The sequence below is a fragment of the Acinetobacter shaoyimingii genome (assembly GCF_011578045.1).
Lineage (GTDB): Bacteria > Pseudomonadota > Gammaproteobacteria > Pseudomonadales > Moraxellaceae > Acinetobacter > Acinetobacter shaoyimingii.
Genome location: NZ_CP049801.1, coordinates 3418832 through 3437956 on the forward strand (window position 1 = coordinate 3418832; position 19125 = coordinate 3437956).

Consider the following 19125-nt stretch of genomic DNA (forward strand, 5'->3'; position numbering starts at 1 on the left):
CTGTTGTTTATGATTTTCTTAATATAAAAGATTTTATTGCAATCATTTATCTTGATTTAATATTTAGTTATCGATGCACTTTTTATCTGTTATTCGTATATATATTTCTAGAATTACTTTTATCTTACAAACCGATAATTAAATATCGATTTATTATTTATTATTCGCAACTAATTATTCCATTATGACCCTTATTTTTATATCGAATAAAAACAATATGTCTATATTAACTCATCCTAGCGTAAGCGCCACTGTTCGCTATGAGCGAGCGACAGCAACCGTTTTTGAAGATCCGCTCTCTAAAGCACTTTTAGAGCGTATTGAACAAATTGCACCGAGTGATGCCAATGCCTTGATTATTGGTGAAACGGGCACAGGCAAAGAATTGGTAGCTCGCCAAATTCATGCTTTGAGCCATCGTGCTAAAGGGCCTTTTATTGCGGTGAACTGTGGTGCACTCACTGAAACTCTGGCAGAAAGTGAACTTTTTGGACATGAAAAAGGTGCTTTCACGGGGGCAATTAGTCAGCGTATTGGTTGGTTTGAAGCTGCACATAATGGCACCTTATTTTTGGATGAAATTGGTGATTTGTCTTTTGCAATGCAGGTAAAATTGCTTCGAATTTTACAAGAAAGAGAAATTGTTCGAGTAGGTTCACTAAAGCCTATTCACATTAATGTTCGTATCATTGCAGCCACCAATGTAAATCTTGAACAAGCTGTGTTAGCAGGTCGTTTTCGTGAGGATTTATTTTATCGTTTATACGTGGCTTTAATCAAAATTCCAAAGCTTGCTGAACGTCGTGAAGACATTTTGCCATTGGCTAAATTTTTTGTAGAACGTTATCAAACCAATCCACACGCCACCCCATTAAAATTCAGTCCGTTGGCTATTCGAAAGCTACTTCAGCATTCATGGCCAGGCAACATTCGTGAACTTGAAAATACTATGCATCATGCTGTTTTAGTCAGTCAAAATGGTGTGATTGAGCCAGAATGTATTTCCTTTTCCAATCTATTTCATAGCAATGCCAAACATAAGGCACTGCTGTCAAAAGACAACCTTAGACCAGAAAATGCTGCAGAGCACGATATTCAAAGCCTTCAAGATGCTGAATTTTTGTTAAAAAATACGTTTCAGCAGTTATTCAAGGCATCCGAACAATTATCAGATTTGAACATAAATGAACTGATAGAAGAACAATTCATTCGTAGTGCATATGATTTTTGTGAAAATAACCAAGTGCATACTGCGCGTTTGTTAGGTGTAACCCGCAATGTGGTCAGAACACGTTTAATTAAATATGGATTATTATAGAATGAGATTTACATATCATTATTTTCGATGTCAACAAATGATTATATAATAATTTAAAAATATGATTCTTATATGATTATCTTTCAACTCGATATTCCTTATATTTCAATATAAAAGTATTGACCTTCTATTTTAAATATTCTTTTATTCAAAATAAAAATTCATTTAAAAAAATTCCATTGATATATTTTTAACTAAAAAAAAACAGTGCTGATCGCACTGTTTTTTTAATCTTACTCAATACTCTTTTAATCTAAATCATGGCTTATTCTTGAGGCGTCTTTTTCCAAGAAGTAAAGTGCTTTTCAACTGCCAATAAACCATAGTTAAACGCTAAACCGACCAGCGTCATCACCAAAATTCCCACAAACATCTGAGGAATTTCAAAGCTGTATTGCGAGTAGATGATCAAATAACCCAAGCCTGCTTTTGAACCAAACATCTCCACTGCCACCAATGCCAGCACTGAAATTGCTCCCGCTAAACGAATACCGACAAAGATGGTCGGTACAGCTGCTGGTAAAATCACTTTGCGGAATAATTTATGGGGAGGTAGCCCCATTGTTCGTGCAGATTTAATTAAGAGCGGATCTACATTTTGTACACCTGAAATGGTGTTTAAAAGGATTGGCCATGTGCATGCATACACCAACAAGCTGATTTTAGATACTTCACCAATACCAAGAAAAAGAATAAATACTGGCATCAAAGCAAGAGCTGTTGTATTTCGAAAAATTTCCAATAATGGATTCAATGTTTCAGCAACCAATTTATACCAGCCAATGATAAGTCCCAATGGAATAGCAATGAATAATGCCAAGGTAAATCCAATCACTGAACGGGTTAAACTGACCGTAATATGCGTTGTCAATTGGCCTGTTTGATATAACTGCCAACCTGTTTGAATTACAGTCGATAGCGAAGGTAAAAAGGCGCTACTCACCACACCAAGACGTGGCAGCACTTCCCAAAGTGTTAAAAATAGAATAATGGCAATAGAGCGCTTAAAACTGGAACTGAGCCAATTCAATTGAAATTTTGGTTTGTTCGATTGAGACGCGACATAAACTGTTTTAGGATAAGTTAAAACCTGATTTTTTGCTGTAGACATAATATTGACCCTCTTCTTTTATTTGTTATGCGCTGTGCTGAAGTTGTTTGGTCTTTTCTAAAGCTTGCGCTTTAATGACTTCTTCACTGAGTTGCGTCCAAATATAATGACGAATTTGTCCATATTCTGGCGTAGAGCGCACATCCTGATGTTTACTTTGTAGTGTTAAAGGAATATCGATCACTTCTTTAATTTTGCCTGGACGTGACGTCATAATCGCCACACGCTGACTTAAATAAATCGCCTCATCGATACTATGGGTAATAAAAATAATAGTGCGTTTTGAGCTTTGCCAAATGTTGATGAGTTCTTCCTGCAAGGTTTCACGTGTTTGCGCATCTAAAGCGGCAAAGGGCTCATCCATGAGTAGAATTTCAGGCTCATAAGCCAAACTACGTGCAATGGCTACACGCTGTTTCATACCACCTGACAATTCATTGGGATAATGATTTTCAAAGCCTGATAGACCCACCAGATTCAAATAATAATTGGCTTTTTCACGACGTGTTTTTTTATCAACGCCTTTTGCTTCTAAACCAAATTCAATATTTTCTAATGAGGTTAACCAAGGATAAAGTGCGTATTGTTGAAATACGATGCCACGGTCCAAACCAGGACCAGTAATTATTTTACCATTCAGTAAAATTTCTCCAACACTTGGTTTAGTTAAACCCGCGATTAAATCGAGTAAGGTCGATTTACCACAACCACTTGGTCCAACAATAGAGACAAACTCACCTTTTTGAATATCTAGTGTCACATTTTCAACAGCAACAAATGGCGGCTGCTCTTGTTTACCAATCGTTTTTGCTGGAAATTCTTTGCGGATATGATCCAATTTCAATGCAATAGTCATTTGAATAATCCTTAATTTTTATCTTTTACGTATGGGTTATAGCGATTGCTAAAAATGGTGTTCGGATCAAGTTCATTCGGTTTTAATTTATGGTCTTTGACCATTAAATCGATCCAAGGTTTGAAGTCTTCTGCTTTTTGCACGCCACCACGCTCATTCACACCATAGCCTTTGAAATAAGGAATTAAAGCTAAGGTTTCATTGCGTCCACGTGCTTCAATAATGCGTTTGCAACGTGCCTGAATTTCTTCAACTGGCGTGGTTTGCAACCAAGTTTGTGCTTGTGCAACACCTTCAACAAAAGACTTCACCAGTTCAGGATTTTGCTCGATAAAGTCTTTACGCATGGAATAACTACCTGCGGTAAATGGTCCATATAAATCAATATCGGAGAAAATTTTGCGTACCCCACCATTTTTGAGTGCTCGTGCTTCAGTAATGCTACTGAGTACTGCGACATCAATTTGTTGATTGCGCATCGCTTGTTCAGAAGTAATTGGCGGTAGCATGATCAATTCAACTTGCGCAATTTCTTCAGGGGTTAAACCATTGCGTTCGAGATAATCCTTCAACACAAAATCGTGATGTGCGCCGAACGTATTCATGGCGACTTTTTTGCCAATAAAATCTCGTGCGGTATGTATTGGACTATCTTCAAGTACATAAAAACCTGCGGACTGTTGCTCATCACTGCCGTAAGAAGCCACTACAGGAACGACATCTAGTCCTGCAGCAACAACTTTGACCACCGCACCATTAAATGCAGCAGCGAAATCAACATCTCCAGCCACTAAGGTCAGTAGATCCTGAGGACCACCTTGTACAGTTCCTACATAAGTGAGTTTTACGCCTTTTAAATAACCCAAATCTGCTGCCAATTCGGGTAAATTTACCAATCCTGCTGAGCTTTGATATCGCAGCTCTTTAATCGTTTGCGAGCCGGTTGGTGCACGATTGGTTGAACAGCTGCTTAGACCTAGACTTGCAATCAGCGCTAGCGATATTGTTCTGAAAAATTTGAGATGTTTATTCATCACTTTTTCTCCTAGGCCTTTTGCCATGTAAGTACACGGCGCTCAATCACAAGAAGGATTCGATTCAAAATTACACCAATAAAACCAATGCTAAACATGCCTAGTAAAATAAGGGGTACATTGAATTGCTCACGACCACGAATCACTAAATTTCCCAGACCTACACCGTAATTTGCCAATAAAAATTCTGAACCGACGGTTGCCAACCACGCAAAAATTAAACCCAGTTGCAAGCCCACAAAAATTTGCGGACTCGCTGCGGGTAAAATGAGTTTGCGATAGGTATACAGCTTTGGGAATTGATAGACCTGTGCTACTTCACGGTATTTTGTCGAAATACTACTGACCCCTTCTAAGCTGTGTAATGCCACTGGATAAAAGACTGAAAGCGTGATGAATAAAATTTTGGCACCATTGTCATATCCTAAAAAGGTCGAAATTAAAGGCAACCATGCAAACAGTGAAACTTGACGTAATACGTTAAAACTCGGCGCTAAAAACCAGTTTGCAAAGCGTGACGTTCCCAATAAAACACCAAATGCCACACCTAGGCTTGCACCTAATGCATAACCTGTAAAATTACGTGCCAAGCTTGCAAAGAAACCTTGCCAAAATTCAGCTTTCGTTAAAGTCTCCACTGCTTGAATCACCACGGAAAACGGAGAAGGAATCAGTTTTGGATCTAACCAAAGTTGGTGTGATGCAATTGCCCAAAGCACAATAAAAATCACGGGTAAAATCAAGGCTTGAGAGATCTGGATTGCTCTATTTTTTAGTTTTTGAAATCGCTGTGAATTCTGCTTTTCGATACGACTGAGTAGCGTATTTGTTTCAAGCTTCGAATCACGATGGATATGTGTTGTTGTCATCATTAAACCCTCACTCGAGTCGCATAGAAACGTGCTAAACGCTCAAAAATCGCCAAGAAACTGTCCAATGCAAACCCTGTTAATCCAATGAAGATAATGCCCATAAACACGATATCCATTTGCATCAATTGGCGTCCCCAAACCATCAAGAACCCAATGCCTTCACTGCTTGCCAAGAGTTCTACAAAGACCAGTGCCAACCAAGCTTGCATCACGCCTTGTCGAATCCCACTGATGGTTGCAGGTAAACTTGCAGGAATCACCACTTTGCTTAAGGTCTGCCATTTTGAAAATTGATAAACCTTTGCGACCTCCAATAAATGCTGTGGAACTTGCTGAATCCCTTTAAAGGTTGCAATCAAAACCGGTGAAACCACAGCCAGTGAGATCGCCACAATTTTCAAGGCTTCATCGATGCCCAAGAAAATCATCAATAGTGGTATCCAGCCAATAATTGGAAATTGAGCAACCAATTGAATAGTCGGATAAACAAATCTTTGCGCCCGCGTTGATAAAGCAAACCAAGCACCAAGTCCCAGCCCAATTCCTACGCCCAATAACACACTCCATAAAATGCGTTTTGCGCTGACTAGAAAGTTAAATTGCAAATCACCTGACTGCCAAAGTTCAATGGTGGTACTCCATACCAATTGTGGTGCTGGCAGAATTTGCTCAGGTAACCAGTGTTGTTTGGCAGCAATCCACCAAATACACAGGACAAGCAATGGCAAGGCGATTCCACAGATCCATTTCAATCCATGTGAAAATAAAGTTTTTAATGTATCTAGGGCTCTACGGTCGCTTTGCCAAGTTACCGATTGCGCCTCAACTTGAGTTAGGCTCATGGTTCTTGCCTCTGTAATTGTGTGATTGAAGAATCTTCTTGTAAAAATTGTTGAAAGCTCACATTTCTAAACACAAAAATGGTGAGCAGTAAAAATGCCAGACCAATAGGTGCAAAAATTGCCTGTAGACCAATGTGATGACCTAAAGCAGCACCTGTTAATCCACCCAGTAGTCCACCTGCGGGACCAACCATTGCTAAAAGCGGAGAAATTTTACTCATTGAGGTTTGTTCACCAACTTTGGCAAAAGACATAAAATTAGAGATATGCAACATGCCCAGTCCCAATCCCAGTGAAACGCTGCTTGGCCAGAGCCAAATCGATTGATGTGCAACACTCAGACTGATCAAAGCAAAGCTAATCAGTGCAAGACCAATCACATAAAATTTGTGATAACCCACCACTTCAGCCAATGCACCTAAGCTGAATAAACTCCCTACAAACACCAAGCCTTGTACGGTCAACAGCATGACGGCTAAGGATTCTTGAAGGTGGAAGGTCTGAATCGCAATCACTACAATGAAGAATCCAAAGTAGTTATTGGCAATGTTGCTCATAAATTCCAAACTACAAATGGTGCGCAAATGTGGGTGTTGTTGAATGAGTTTGAGGGGCTCAATTACCTCACTGAACTTAAATTTGGGTTGGACTGTGAGTGATGTCGCTGTATTTTGCGCAAAGCAAATTGGAGCAAAAACCATGGCAATGGTGAAAAGAAATGCCACGCCAATAAAAGCTCCGCTATAGTTCAGGTGTTCAATTAAAAAAACCGTTAGTGCTGGGGCAATTAAGAAAAACCCCATCATATGAGAACCGCGAAACCATCCTGCTTTTGCCGGCCCCAAACGCTTTAAATGACTTAAAAAAACGGTATGAATGGACACAAAACGCATCGGTAAAACAAAACTGACCAATGCTGTGATCAGCAGTAAATACCAAGCATTTGAATATAAAAGTTGCAAGCTATACAGCACAGCAGCCAATAAACTACCCAAGGCAAAGATTTTTAAAGAGCCAAAGCGTTGTACAAGCACACCAACAGGCAGTGCCATAAAGAGCAGTCCAAAACTTTGCGCTGCTGCAATGAGTCCAAGCTGAAATTCTGAAGCCTGAATATGCACGGCATATAGAGAGGTCAGCACACGTGCCACGCCCACACCTAGACCTGCCAATATGGTCAGTAAAATAAAGCTACTGGCAAATTTAAAGCTGATTGGCTCTAGGTTAGAGGCGTTTTCTACTGGCTGCATGCTCATACTCCTTATTTCGCCTGCCCTTTGGCATTAAATGGAGTCCAGTAGTTTTGTAGGTTCAACTCTTTGAGCGCGTTGTTTAAGTATTTCGGTTCGTACCATGTTTTGGTATCGACATCACGACGAATTAATTTGGCATTTTTAGATACACGAACTGCATCATCAATTTGAGAACGATGAAAATCATCTAACAAAGGATTAATGCGATCTTTAAGCGGAGTACCATCCCAATCTTTTTTATAGTCAAGAAACGGTGTGCCACTTTGTGCCCATAATTTATATTGAGGGGTGCGATTGGCCTCTTCTGAACTCCAATGCGCCTGTTTTACGAGGGTTGTCACCACACGCTGCACAATCTCTGGATATTGTTTTTCAAAACTCTCCGTTACCCAGAAACTTGAAAGTGGCGATACTGTACGATCATTAATGGTCAGTAGGCGTTTTGCCACACCACGTGCTTCTAAACTCCATGGCGAAATAATCGTCCCATCAATATCACCTGTAGATAGTGCAGTGCGAGATGAATAGCTATCTTGGTTAATGACACGTAAATCACGCTCTGTTAAACCATACTTTCCCAGTACACGGTTCAACACGATTTGACCATTTGTGCCCTTAAAGTTGGCGAACTTTTTCCCTTTTAAATCTGCCAATGTTTTGGCTTTGGAATCTGCTGGCACCACAACATACACAGGACCAAAACGACCTGCGCTTAATAATAATTTTGTTTTTAAACCTGTAGAACGTCCCACAATAGAGGGTAAATCCCCTTGGGTAGCAAAATCGACTTTACCATTGGCTAAAGCTTCATTGGTTGCCGGACCTGCACCTGGGAAAAATAGCCATGTGACTTTAATGCCATCTTTTTTAAATTCTTGTTCCAACACACCACGTAAATGTGCAGATGCAATATAAGCACCGCCTACTTTTGGTTTACCACCTTCACCAGCACTGGATACCGAAATACGAATTTCTTTGGGTGTAGCCGCTTGCAGTTGCAAACTTAAGCCCAGTGCAGACAACGCTAAGAAGGTGGCAGTTATTTTTTTAGACAATTTGTTCATGGAGATGATCCTTAAGTTAAGTATTGAAATAATTAAAAGGTGTATTGAAATTGGGCTTGAACTTCGTTGGTGTCTTTCTGCGTTTGATTTTCAACGTCATAGGCGTAGTGACTGAGTTGCAATTGAAACTTGGTGGTTTGTGCAAAGAAGAAGTTCAAACCCAGTGAATGAATGTCATATTCACCAATGCGTTTAGTGACTGTATCTAAGTAATTTTTATCGTGTTTATTTGGGTTGTAGGTGTCAAAACGGTAATAGCCTTGAATTGACTTCGGCCAAAAATCATCAAATTTTGCATTGGATTTAATACTGTTATAGAACTGATCGCCCAAGGTATAGAAGGCCGTAAACGTATGTCCTTCTGCTTTGGCATTACGAATTGCTGGGGTAATGGCATCGATATAATCTGTTTTGCCTTGAACATACTCATAAGTCACACCAAACGGTGCATGGTTGTAATACACATCAAAACCAAGACGATCACGCTGTGCTTTTTTATCGGTCAGGCCTGAGCCTGTAATTTTGGCTTCGCCTTTGATATAGGACGCACCAAACTTCAGTTCACGTAACCAACTCGCATAGTCCACTGGCAAAGTAAAAGCGACACGACCGATATAGTCTTTACTGTTGTTATCGTCGGATTTGTTGCTGCCGTTACCGTTGGTCACACCCACTGCATATTCGAGTAATGGCGCGCGATAATTCGATCCATAATCGACAAATGGTTTTACATCACCACGAGCAATAAACCCGTTTTGACGAGTAAATAACCCTAGAGAATTCAGTGAAGAAGCTGTAGTAATGGTTGGACGTAAATCTTCAGGCGATTGAACATCTAGACCAAAAGGTAATAGTTGTTGTCCCAGAGTCAGATTCAATTTTGGTGTTTCTAAACCTGCATTGGTGGAAAACACGTGATAACGTAAAAATGCATCGAGTAAGTTAAAGTTACTGTTATTTGAGCCATCATTGGTCTTAGAAAAGCCATAAGACAATTGATAATCGAGATTTTTACCTTCGTTATAATCTTTAAATAAATTGCCTCGAACACCAATTAAAGCCGTACCAATATCAAAGGTCGATTTTGCTGAATTGCTATTGTCCTGTGCATTGGCACGTAACTGAACCGTTCCATAGAAAGTGGTATCACGTGCCGATTTGACTGTTTGACGCTCGTATTGACGTGACTGATCATATTTATAGTTTTCCAGCTCACTGCGCACGCCTTCAATATCATCTGACGTTGCAGGTGTTACTTCAGCTGTAAGTGCTTCATCTGTTGATTCATCATTATTGCCTTCAACAGTGTCGGTTGTTTGATGATTAATTTTAGCTTGCAATGGTGCTGACTTTGTTGCCCCTGATTTCGCTTGCGTTTCAACGGCTTCTAATCGATTTTGTAACAGTTTTATTTGTTGTTTAATCGCCTCAACTTCTTGATTCAGCGATTGTTCTTGAGCAAGACTTAAGCTTGAAGCAGTACTCAGTAAAACCCCAATCGCAACAGTTAAAGCATGTTTTTTCATATTCAATTTCACTTCAAAATCGTCCCAAAAACGTAAAGTTCCCCCTACCCCATGAAAATGAGCATGGGGAAAATGTGTTTAGGGGGAAATGATTAAATTAAGCAGCTTTTAATTTTTTTAACTTCTGCTCGACTTGTGTACCTGCAAAGAAATCAGGTTTGTTCGCAGTGTAGAAACGGTAAGGATTGTCAAAGACCAATGCTTTAAAATCTTCTTCAGTAATCGCACCTTCACGAACCAGATCATAAGACTCCGCTAAAGGCTCAGTCAGTTCTGGAACATCCCAATGACCTGAATCTGAAGAATAAAGCGCATGTACTTTTTTACCAAAAGGATTGCCCTTAGGATTCAATGCTCCCACAATGGTTCGGTCATCTGCCTCATTACCAAAATAGAAATTTGGCACCCAACGATCATAAATGTCGTCAATGTTTTGAATTTTAGCTAAGGCAAAATCATTAATATGTTCAGGTTTTTGCTCACGGAAACGGAATGCAGAGGCCACTCCAAAGACACTTTCAATAATTTGATCGTCTGAATATTCACGTCCACGGAACAGCTCTTGCCCATGTTGACGATACAAATCGATAATCAATTGACGATCAATATTGGCTGGGTTGTATTGCTGAACATTGTCATTGCCACGCTTTTCAAAACGATCGACCAGATGCGTTAATACATTTGCACCCCATGCAGCACCTGCTTCTAAAAGTGCGATACGTAACTGTGGGAACCGTTCAGTCACACCACCAAAGAACAAGGCTTTGGCTAAGGCTTCTGACGCATCGGCAAAATGGTTAATATGATTGAACATGTAGTTCGATGGAGAATTACGGGCTACCCAACTTTGACTGCCCGAATGGGTCGATAGATTAATCCCGAGCTCAATACTCTTTTTCCAAAATGGGTCGTAGTCGTATTCACTGTCGATGCCAAAGAAATCTAACCAATATGCATAACGACGCAATTCTTGATCGTCTGGATATTTGTCGGCAATGGCTTTCACTGGACGGCGTACAGCACCTGGAATTAACGCCGTTTTTAGACCCAAGGTATTTACTGCATATTCCAATTCTTCAATCCCTTCTTCTGGGGTATGCAGTGGGATTGCAGCCACAGGGGTTAAACGATCTGCATAAGGACGATAAATATCTGCATGGTAATGATTCACCGCACGTGTCAAAGAACGGCGCAAGTCTTCGTTGGCAGAATTAATGGGAAATAACGACACATTTGGATAGAGCACGGCATAATCTGTGCCTAATTCCTCAAGGCGCTCATTTAACAATGATGGCAAAGAAACTGTCGCTAAGTCATAGCTATTCTGTGCAGGCAGTGCCCAAAATGGCGGACGGAATAAACGTTTATCCAGACGCTCTTGTGGCGTTGCTTTATACCATTCCGCAGCAAGCACATTTAAACCATTCTGTTGTAAATGCTCACGGAATGTATCGACGACCTTCGCACCACCATATTGAGCAATATAATCCTCGAGCAAAGGACTAAATTCATTGGTGTGAATATCGGTGTCAATCACAGGATAATCTAAACCTGCTTTCACCTGAGCAGATCGAGATTGTTTAGCAGCTAAATCTTGTAAACTTGTCATGGAAATTCCTATATTTTTAATATTTTCGTCACAGTTATTTCGCAACAAGCGTGCCAACCATATAACATCATGATTTTTATAATAAATATTTTTTTATTCCGATAAAATCTGTTGGTTTTCAGACGTGTTTGGTGTTGAAATATCAACACTTGCTTATTTCAAATCAGCTTGTTTTTTTATTTTTATTTCTTTTTTTAGAATATACAACTACTCTAATACATCCCTATTTGAGTCAAATTTTCACATAAAAAAACCCGCAAAATGCGGGCTTATGGATCACAATAGATTATTCAAATCGTTTGGTTAATTTGGTGGCAAATGCAGTCACTTTTTGATATCCCGTCGGCAGGACACGTTGCATTAAATCAATCACTTTAGCATCGTTACCAATCAATAAACGACGGCGGTCTTTTTGTACTGACTCTAAAATTTGACGTGCTGCTTCTTCAGGTGGGCAACGCAATAATTTATTAAATGTTTTTGCAGACTTCTCAGGATTCATACCTAAACTTTTTAAACTGTCATTCATTTTCGCAGCATTGGCGATGTTGGTACGAATTCCACCTGGGTGTACACAAAGCGCACTTACACCTGAATTTTCGATGTCCAATTCTTGGCGTAAAGATTCTGTAAACCCACGTACTGCAAACTTGGTTGCATTATAAGCAGACTGAGTCGGTTGTGCGGTTAGACCAAACAAACTTGAAATATTGATAATATGACCATCACCTGTTTTTTTAATGTATGGTAAAAATTCTTTGGTACCATACACCACACCCCAAAAGTTGATATTGACAATCCACTCAAGCTCTTCATATGAAGCGCCTTCAACCGTTGAGCCCAAAGCAACACCAGCGTTGTTAAAAATCATATTGACTGAACCATGATTTTGCACAGTTTCAGCGGCCCATGCTTTTACTTCTTCAAGTTTGGCTACATCGACTTTTTTAGTGGTCACACGAATACTATGATCTTTAATCAACTCTACAGTTTCAGCCAAACCTTTTTCGTTCACATCACTAAGAGATAAATGACATCCTTGTTTCGCCAACAAAACAGCCAATTGTTGACCAATACCTGAGCCAGCACCTGTAATCGCTGCGACTTTATTTTTAAAATTTTTCATTGTTGTTCCTATTCATTTTATGCACGAAATGATTGCCAATGTGCGTTACATTGACCACTATAAGTTTGACAATGATTATTGTCAATAACACTAAAATCGATTAGATTGAGCAGTTTTGTCATAGGCAAATCTTGACAACATAGGTTTCCTTAGCGTTTATTGTTAATATGATGAAAAATGCATGCAATGAACGACAGTTTTTTAACTATGAATCAACAAATATCAAATAATCTAGAAACAGAACGAGATTCAATAAAAAAAGCCAGCAAAGAGCGCCAGTTCAAAGGAATGTCCTTGTCTGAACGCAAACAGGCTCGTCGTGAAAAATTGATCGAAGCAGGTATTCAGGCTTATGGGACACACGGTTTCTTTTCGGTTACGGTCAAAGATATTTGTAATGAAGCAAAGCTGACTGAACGTTATTTTTATGAGTCCTTTAAGAAAAGTGAAAACTTGTTTCAAACCATTTTCTTACAGCTGATTGAAAACTTACAACAAACTTTAATGCAGGCCATTATGCAGGCCTCACCTGATCCACTCAAAATGATTGATGCAGGACTGCATGCTTTCTTTTCACTACTGCAAGATGATCCGCGAACTGCACGTATTATTTACATTGATGCCATGCTGGTGCAAGAGCTTCATAACCATGCCACCATCAGAGAAACTATGGCACGTTTTGATCGGATCATTCATGCCTTTGTTACACTGATGATGCCGCATACCCATTTGACTGAACAACAAATTTCACTCATCGCAACGGGGCTGAATGGATATGTCACACAAATTGCTGTTCGTTGGGTGATGGGTGGCTTTAAACTTCCATTAGATGAAGTGGTGCAATCCTGTCGCGTGGTATTCCTTGCATTGCTTGAAAAAATGTCAAAGTGATAATAGATAAGTAGATTATCTAACATTCTGATTTGATTTGAAAACTCAAAAAAAGAATGGATGATTGATCTTGTCTTTTCATCTTTTTGTCACAAATCATTGCGAAAACATGCATAAGTACATTTTTTGCAATGATACTGTCATAATTAATCTTTGTAATAAGCCTGTCATAAATAAAAAACGGTTCACCGTTCATCATAGGATATTGCGTTGTGAAAGATGACTACATATTAATCGTCGATGACGAACTTCCAATTCGCGAGATGATCCATACTTCATTAGATATGGCAGGTTTTCAATGTCTGGAAGCTGAAGATGCGAAGCAAGCCCATCAAATGGTGGTCGATCAACGCCCTTCTCTTATTTTATTAGATTGGATGCTCCCTGGCGGTGTCAGCGGTGTCGATTTTTGTCGCCGTTTAAAACGGGATGAATCCCTGTCTGAGATTCCCGTCATTATGTTGACTGCACGTGGCGAAGAAGATCATAAAGTTCAAGGTCTAGATGCGGGTGCCGACGACTACATGACCAAACCTTTTTCCACTCGTGAATTGGTTTCTCGAATTAAAGCAGTTTTACGTCGCGCAAATGCCTTAAGTGGCGAAAAAACTATTGATGCCAATGGTTTGATGCTTGATCCTGTCAGTCAGCGTGTTAGCTTTAACAACACCATATTGGATATGGGACCAACTGAGTACCGTCTACTCGCTTTCTTTATGACACATCCTGAACGTGCCTACACTCGCGCTCAACTGCTTGACCAAGTTTGGGGTGGTAATGTCTATATTGAAGACCGAACCATTGATGTACATATTCGTCGTTTACGTAAAGTGCTTGAACCTTATGGAGCAGATCGCTATGTACAAACTGTACGTGGTACAGGTTACCGCTTCTCGACTCGTGCCGATGTGGCATTGGGTTGATATCGCTCCCTAAAGGTTTAAAAATTTTAAAGTTTTAGTGCAATGCTGATAAAGTAGAACTGATTGATTGATTTTGGGTCACTAAATTTATATGTACGAACCTTATCCCGTTCCACAACTTGCAAACGAGCATCAAAAATTTCGCTATAGCAGTTTGTGGACCTTTGCCAAACAAGATTTACGACTACTGGCATTTTTAGTGGTCATTGGTGGATTCATTGGCTTAGGGATTGGTTTTTTTTGGCCTTGTGTTTTTATCGCAATTGCTTTCTTTTTTGGGTTGCAACTTCGATCACTGTATTTGGTCAATGATTGGATTTCCAATCGACCTTATGACGTCCCCCCAAACTTAAATGGCATTTGGGGTGCATTATTATTTAATGTTTATCGTGCTCAGCGCCAAGAACGAATCGTTCAAGCTGAAATGGTGGCGTTGATTGATCGTACGCAATCTTCTCTTGTCGCTTTATCTGAAGCGGTGATTTTGACCGATGATATCCAACAAATTGAATGGTGGAACCCAGCAGCCGAACATTTATTTGGTATTCAAGCACAAGACCGTGGTCGTAATATTTTGACGATTATTCGCCAACCTGATTTCGTTGAATATTTTAATCATACTGATCAAGCACCAGATGGCATCAAGATTAAGTTAGCCACAGATGAAAATAAATACGCACAAATTAAGCTCACTCGCTTTGGCAATGAAAGTCGCTTATTGGTAGCGCATGACATTACCCGTATGCAAAACCTAGAACAAATGCGTTCCGACTTTGTCGACAATATTTCCCACGAATTACGCACTCCACTCACGGTACTCAGTGGTTATATCGAAACCTTTAAAGATCAGGAAGACATCAATCCTCGTTGGAAACGTGCATTTGATCAAATGCAGTCGCAAACCCGACGTATGAATGCCTTGGTTAATGATCTGTTGCTTTTATCTCGTTTAGAAAATGACAAGCAAATTGCCAAGAATCAAATTATTGAAATGCCAAGTTTAATGAATCACTTGTTTGATGATGCACAAGCCTATAATACCGATTATGGTCATACCTTAAATTTAGATATCGACAGTCATTGTGATCTCATTGGTTCAGATATGGAACTTGCCAGCGCCTTCAGCAACTTGATTACCAATGCCATCAAATACACCCCTAAAGGGGGAACCATTACCATTGGCTGGCATGATGATGGCGAACATGGTTATTTTTCTGTAGAAGATACGGGCATTGGGATTGATCCCAAACATTTACCTCGTTTGACGGAACGGTTTTATCGTGTCGATAGTGCACGAAGTCGTGCGACAGGTGGTACAGGTTTAGGTTTAGCAATTGTTAAACATGTGCTCATGCAACATGGCGGTTATTTAGAAATTGAATCTAAAGAAAATCAAGGTTCAACGTTTATTGCAGTGTTTCCAAAAGAACGACTTTATCGGATGCAGTGATCATAGATATCTAAAAAAAGCGCCATTGGCGCTTTTTTTATAGAGATTCTGTTTTAAAGTAAGTATGAGTTGCAGATCCGTTTTAAATCGTATGTCCTAAAGCTTCGCCCATCACAACCGTTGAGTTTGCTTTAAATTGTACATCCCAATTGATTTTATTCGGTTCAAATAAAACCACAGCGGTAGAACCTAAATAAAAACGACCCAATTCATCACCCTTTTCTAAATCAAGTTGATGATGATTCAATTCCAAACGACCCGTTGGTTTAACTTTACCCGTGGCTACAGTTTCGATGCCTGCTACGATCATCGCACCCACCAATACCACCGCCATACGACCAATTTCAGTATCGAATAAGCAGACCATACGTTCATTACGTGCAAATAAACCTGGAATATTTTCAGCAGTGGTTTGATTGACCGAGAACAACTCACCTGGAATATACAAGGTTTCCGTCAATGTACCTGCAAATGGCATATGCACACGGTGGTAATCTTTAGGTGATAAATACACCGTTGCAAATTCACCATTTTTAAACGGTGCTGCAAGTTGTGGATCACCAATCAATTTATCTACAGAAAAACTTTGACCCTTGGCTTGGAAAATATCACCTTCATCAATATGACCGATTTGCGAAATCGCACCGTCCGCAGGAGACACAATACTGCTTTCATTTTGGTCAATTTGGCGTACGCCTTCTTTTAAAGAACGCGTAAAAAACTCATTAAATGATTTAAATTTGAGTGCATCTGATTGCTCAGCAATCGACATATCAATACCGTACTGTGCTTTAAATGCTTGAATCACAATATTTTTAACAATTGGATTTTCACTAGCAGCAACTTTCCCCACCACACGACTTAATTGTTGCTGCGGTACAATACGCTGAGCTTGAATAAATACTTTCTTTTTTAAATTTGACAGACTCACGAAGGTGATTCTCCAGTAATGATTGGACTATCTAAACGATTGCCCCATTCGCTCCACGCACCATCATAAGCTTGAATCTTCCAACCCAATAATCGACCTAAAATATAGGCTAATCCTGAACGGTGATGCGATTGACAATACACCACCACAGGCTGATCCAGTTGGAAGCCCAATTGTTCTAAACGTTGTTGTGTGCGTTCCAGGGAGTGTAATTTTAAATGATTTTGACGATTTAGGGCAGTACTCCATTCAAAATGACGTGCCGAAGGAATATGACCACCACGACGCGCAGCCAAACGTTGCCCTATATATTCATCATGTGTTCGACAATCCCAAACTTGCACACTGTTTTGATTGACTTTTTCGAGTAGATTTTTATATTCAATTTGATATTCATCAATATGTGTTTTATCAATTTTGACTGTATGTTCAACTTTTTCAAAACGCTCAATATCTGAGGAGGTCGGTAAATTTGCACCTAACCATGCATGAATGCCGCCATTAATTAAACTGGTGTTATAAAAACCGATACAGTGCAAATTCCAAATGAGTCGTCCAGCCCAAGCACCACCCTCATCGTCATACACCACCACATGATGTTCTGGTGAAATATTTAAAAAATCAATCAGATTTCTTAGACCTTCATCATCAGGTAATACCCCTGAAGCTTGTTCTTCTTGGCGCACCAATAGATTGGGTTTTAAGTGGATTGCATGTGGAATATGTAGCTGTTCGTACACCGAACTGCGAGATAAATCGACAATACGTAACTTATCATTACCCAAATAAGGAACCAATTGTTCAGCTTCAATGAGCAATCCGAGATCAAATTGAGAGTCAGTCATAATTTTCGATTTTTTATTGAGTTCATCTAAATGATCTTAACACAAGACTATTTCATCATTATTCTGATTTTTTGCATGGTTTTAGCAAAAAATCAGATAAGGAATCATGATGTCATGGTGGGTTTAAGCAGGCTCTTGAATATTAAATACCTGACGTAAATAGGCCAAGAACGTGTCATTGTCCGTCATGGTTTTTCCAGGGCTATCTGAAATTTTTGCCACAGATTGACCATTACACTCCACCAATTTCAACACAATATTTAACGGAGTTTGTCCCATATCATTGGTTAAGTTGGTGCCTATACCAAAACTCACTTGGAAACGGTCTTTAAAGTAATTATGTAAATCCCATGCTTTCTCTAAGTCTAACCCATCACTAAAAGTAAGCATTTTGGTTTTACTATCAATTTTAAGCTTTTTATAATGCGCATAGGCTTTATCACCCCATTCATATGGGTCGCCACTGTCATGACGCAAACCATCAAACAGCTTTGCAAAATATAGATCAAAATCTTTTAGAAATGCATCCATGCCAACTACATCGGTGAGCGCAATCCCCAAATCACCACGGTATTCTTGCACCCAAGCTTCCAATGCCGATTTTTGGAAGTCTCTTAAGCGTACATCTAAGGCTTGGAACGCTTGTAAGAACTCATGTGCCATAGTACCAATTGGAGTTAAACCCAATTTCATCGCAATATAAACATTACTGGTACCACGAAAAATATGAGGCGCTGCTTTGTTGAACTCTTCAATGACATGGGTTTGCCAAGCAAGACTATAACGACGGCGTGTACCAAAATCAGAAACAAGGAATGGTGGATCATTTGGATTTTGTTGTTGTTGATATTGTTTGAGTAATTCTACTTTAGCTTTTAAGCGACGTTCACCTTCAATCAGAACATCATCACTTCGAATACGTTGGAAGTACAGCTCATTCACAATCGCCAAAACAAAGATTTCGAACATCATTGCTTGGACCATTGGACCTTCAACCCAAATATCTAAGCGACCCTCATCATCTATACTGACTTTAATAAAACGGCGTTTGAGTTGGAACAATTCGAGATAATCAACAAAATCACTTTTTATAAATCTTAAACTTCTTAAATATTGTAATTCTTCTTCTTTAAAATTCAGTTGGCAGAGCAAATCGAGTTGATGATTTAAATCATCCATAATGTCGACCAGTGGATATTCTGTATCTTCTAAATTTCTGCACCGAAAATGATAAAGACTATGTGTTTGTGGAAATTGATGCAAAACCACTTGCAGCATGGTGAATTTATACAAGTCTGTATCAAGTAATGATTGAATTATGGGTTGCATACGATGCTCATCAAAATATCCTTGCTTCACTATAAAAACTAAAAATAAGAATGCAAATCAAAAATCTAAATACGTAGTATTTTTTTAGCCATGATTTATTTTTTTACAAATTTTATTGTAATAGATTTTGATGAGCATCTAAACA

17 protein-coding genes are annotated in these 19125 nt (G+C 39.3%); 4 read left to right on the top strand and 13 right to left on the bottom strand.

What is annotated here, in order from left to right; all coding sequences use genetic code 11:
* The first annotated feature begins 217 nt into the window (after positions 1-217).
* A complete protein-coding gene (locus tag G8E00_RS15570; RefSeq protein WP_166226108.1) occupies positions 218-1318 on the top strand; it encodes a sigma-54 interaction domain-containing protein in 1101 nt (366 codons plus the stop codon).
* Positions 1319-1583: 265 nt separating this feature from the next.
* Here the strand turns inward: G8E00_RS15570 and G8E00_RS15575 are convergent, their stop codons facing one another.
* The 10 genes from G8E00_RS15575 to G8E00_RS15620 all read right to left on the bottom strand — a co-directional run bounded on the left by G8E00_RS15575 (position 1584) and on the right by G8E00_RS15620 (position 12611).
* Positions 1584-2429 (bottom strand): ABC transporter permease, encoded by an 846-nt coding sequence (locus G8E00_RS15575; RefSeq protein ID WP_166226111.1) that lies wholly within the window; start codon positions 2427-2429, stop codon positions 1584-1586.
* 25 nt (positions 2430-2454) lie between these two features.
* Positions 2455-3285 (bottom strand): ABC transporter ATP-binding protein, encoded by an 831-nt coding sequence (locus G8E00_RS15580; protein ID WP_166226114.1) that lies wholly within the window; start codon positions 3283-3285, stop codon positions 2455-2457.
* An 11-nt stretch (positions 3286-3296) separates the two neighbouring features.
* Complete coding sequence (locus tag G8E00_RS15585) at positions 3297-4319, bottom strand: ABC transporter substrate-binding protein (RefSeq protein WP_227591379.1); 1023 nt, start codon at positions 4317-4319, stop codon at positions 3297-3299.
* 11 nt (positions 4320-4330) lie between these two features.
* Positions 4331-5188, bottom strand: coding sequence for an ABC transporter permease (locus G8E00_RS15590; protein WP_166226121.1), 858 nt, complete (start codon positions 5186-5188; stop codon positions 4331-4333).
* A gap of 2 nt (positions 5189-5190) precedes the next feature.
* Complete coding sequence (locus tag G8E00_RS15595) at positions 5191-6033, bottom strand: ABC transporter permease (protein WP_166226124.1); 843 nt, start codon at positions 6031-6033, stop codon at positions 5191-5193.
* Positions 6030-7283, bottom strand: a complete 1254-nt coding sequence (locus tag G8E00_RS15600) for an MFS transporter (protein WP_166226127.1) — start codon at positions 7281-7283, stop codon at positions 6030-6032. Before G8E00_RS15600 ends, G8E00_RS15595 begins: the two co-directional genes overlap by 4 nt.
* Positions 7284-7294: 11 nt before the next feature.
* Complete coding sequence (locus tag G8E00_RS15605) at positions 7295-8350, bottom strand: ABC transporter substrate-binding protein (protein ID WP_166226130.1); 1056 nt, start codon at positions 8348-8350, stop codon at positions 7295-7297.
* 32 nt (positions 8351-8382) lie between these two features.
* Positions 8383-9876 carry a porin family protein gene (locus G8E00_RS15610; RefSeq protein ID WP_166012455.1) on the bottom strand — a complete coding sequence of 498 codons (1494 nt, stop codon included), beginning with the start codon at positions 9874-9876 and terminating at the stop codon, positions 8383-8385.
* 97 nt (positions 9877-9973) lie between these two features.
* A complete protein-coding gene (locus G8E00_RS15615; RefSeq protein WP_166226133.1) occupies positions 9974-11485 on the bottom strand; it encodes an amidohydrolase family protein in 1512 nt (503 codons plus the stop codon).
* Positions 11486-11771: 286 nt separating this feature from the next.
* Positions 11772-12611, bottom strand: coding sequence for an SDR family NAD(P)-dependent oxidoreductase (locus tag G8E00_RS15620; protein ID WP_166012457.1), 840 nt, complete (start codon positions 12609-12611; stop codon positions 11772-11774).
* 207 nt (positions 12612-12818) lie between these two features.
* Here G8E00_RS15620 and G8E00_RS15625 point away from each other — a divergent pair, with 207 nt between their 5' ends.
* From G8E00_RS15625 to phoR, 3 genes are all read left to right on the top strand, one after another.
* Positions 12819-13502 (top strand): TetR/AcrR family transcriptional regulator, encoded by a 684-nt coding sequence (locus G8E00_RS15625; RefSeq protein WP_166012458.1) that lies wholly within the window; start codon positions 12819-12821, stop codon positions 13500-13502.
* Positions 13503-13714: 212 nt separating this feature from the next.
* A complete protein-coding gene (gene phoB / locus G8E00_RS15630) occupies positions 13715-14425 on the top strand; it encodes a phosphate regulon transcriptional regulator PhoB (RefSeq protein WP_166012459.1) in 711 nt (236 codons plus the stop codon).
* A gap of 91 nt (positions 14426-14516) precedes the next feature.
* Positions 14517-15875: a phosphate regulon sensor histidine kinase PhoR gene (gene phoR, locus G8E00_RS15635; RefSeq protein ID WP_166226136.1), complete on the top strand. Its 1359-nt coding sequence runs from the start codon at positions 14517-14519 to the stop codon at positions 15873-15875.
* Positions 15876-15957: 82 nt separating this feature from the next.
* Here the strand turns inward: phoR and asd are convergent, their stop codons facing one another.
* From asd to pncB, 3 genes are all read right to left on the bottom strand, one after another.
* Positions 15958-16806 carry an archaetidylserine decarboxylase gene (gene asd / locus G8E00_RS15640; RefSeq protein ID WP_406741443.1) on the bottom strand — a complete coding sequence of 283 codons (849 nt, stop codon included), beginning with the start codon at positions 16804-16806 and terminating at the stop codon, positions 15958-15960.
* On the bottom strand, positions 16803-17651 hold the full coding sequence (locus tag G8E00_RS15645; protein ID WP_166226139.1) for a sulfurtransferase: 849 nt from the start codon (positions 17649-17651) through the stop codon (positions 16803-16805). The genes asd and G8E00_RS15645 overlap by 4 nt, the downstream gene beginning before the upstream one ends.
* Before the next feature lie 123 nt (positions 17652-17774).
* Positions 17775-18980, bottom strand: coding sequence for a nicotinate phosphoribosyltransferase (gene pncB, locus G8E00_RS15650; protein ID WP_166012462.1), 1206 nt, complete (start codon positions 18978-18980; stop codon positions 17775-17777).
* Between the last annotated feature and the right edge of the window lie 145 nt (positions 18981-19125).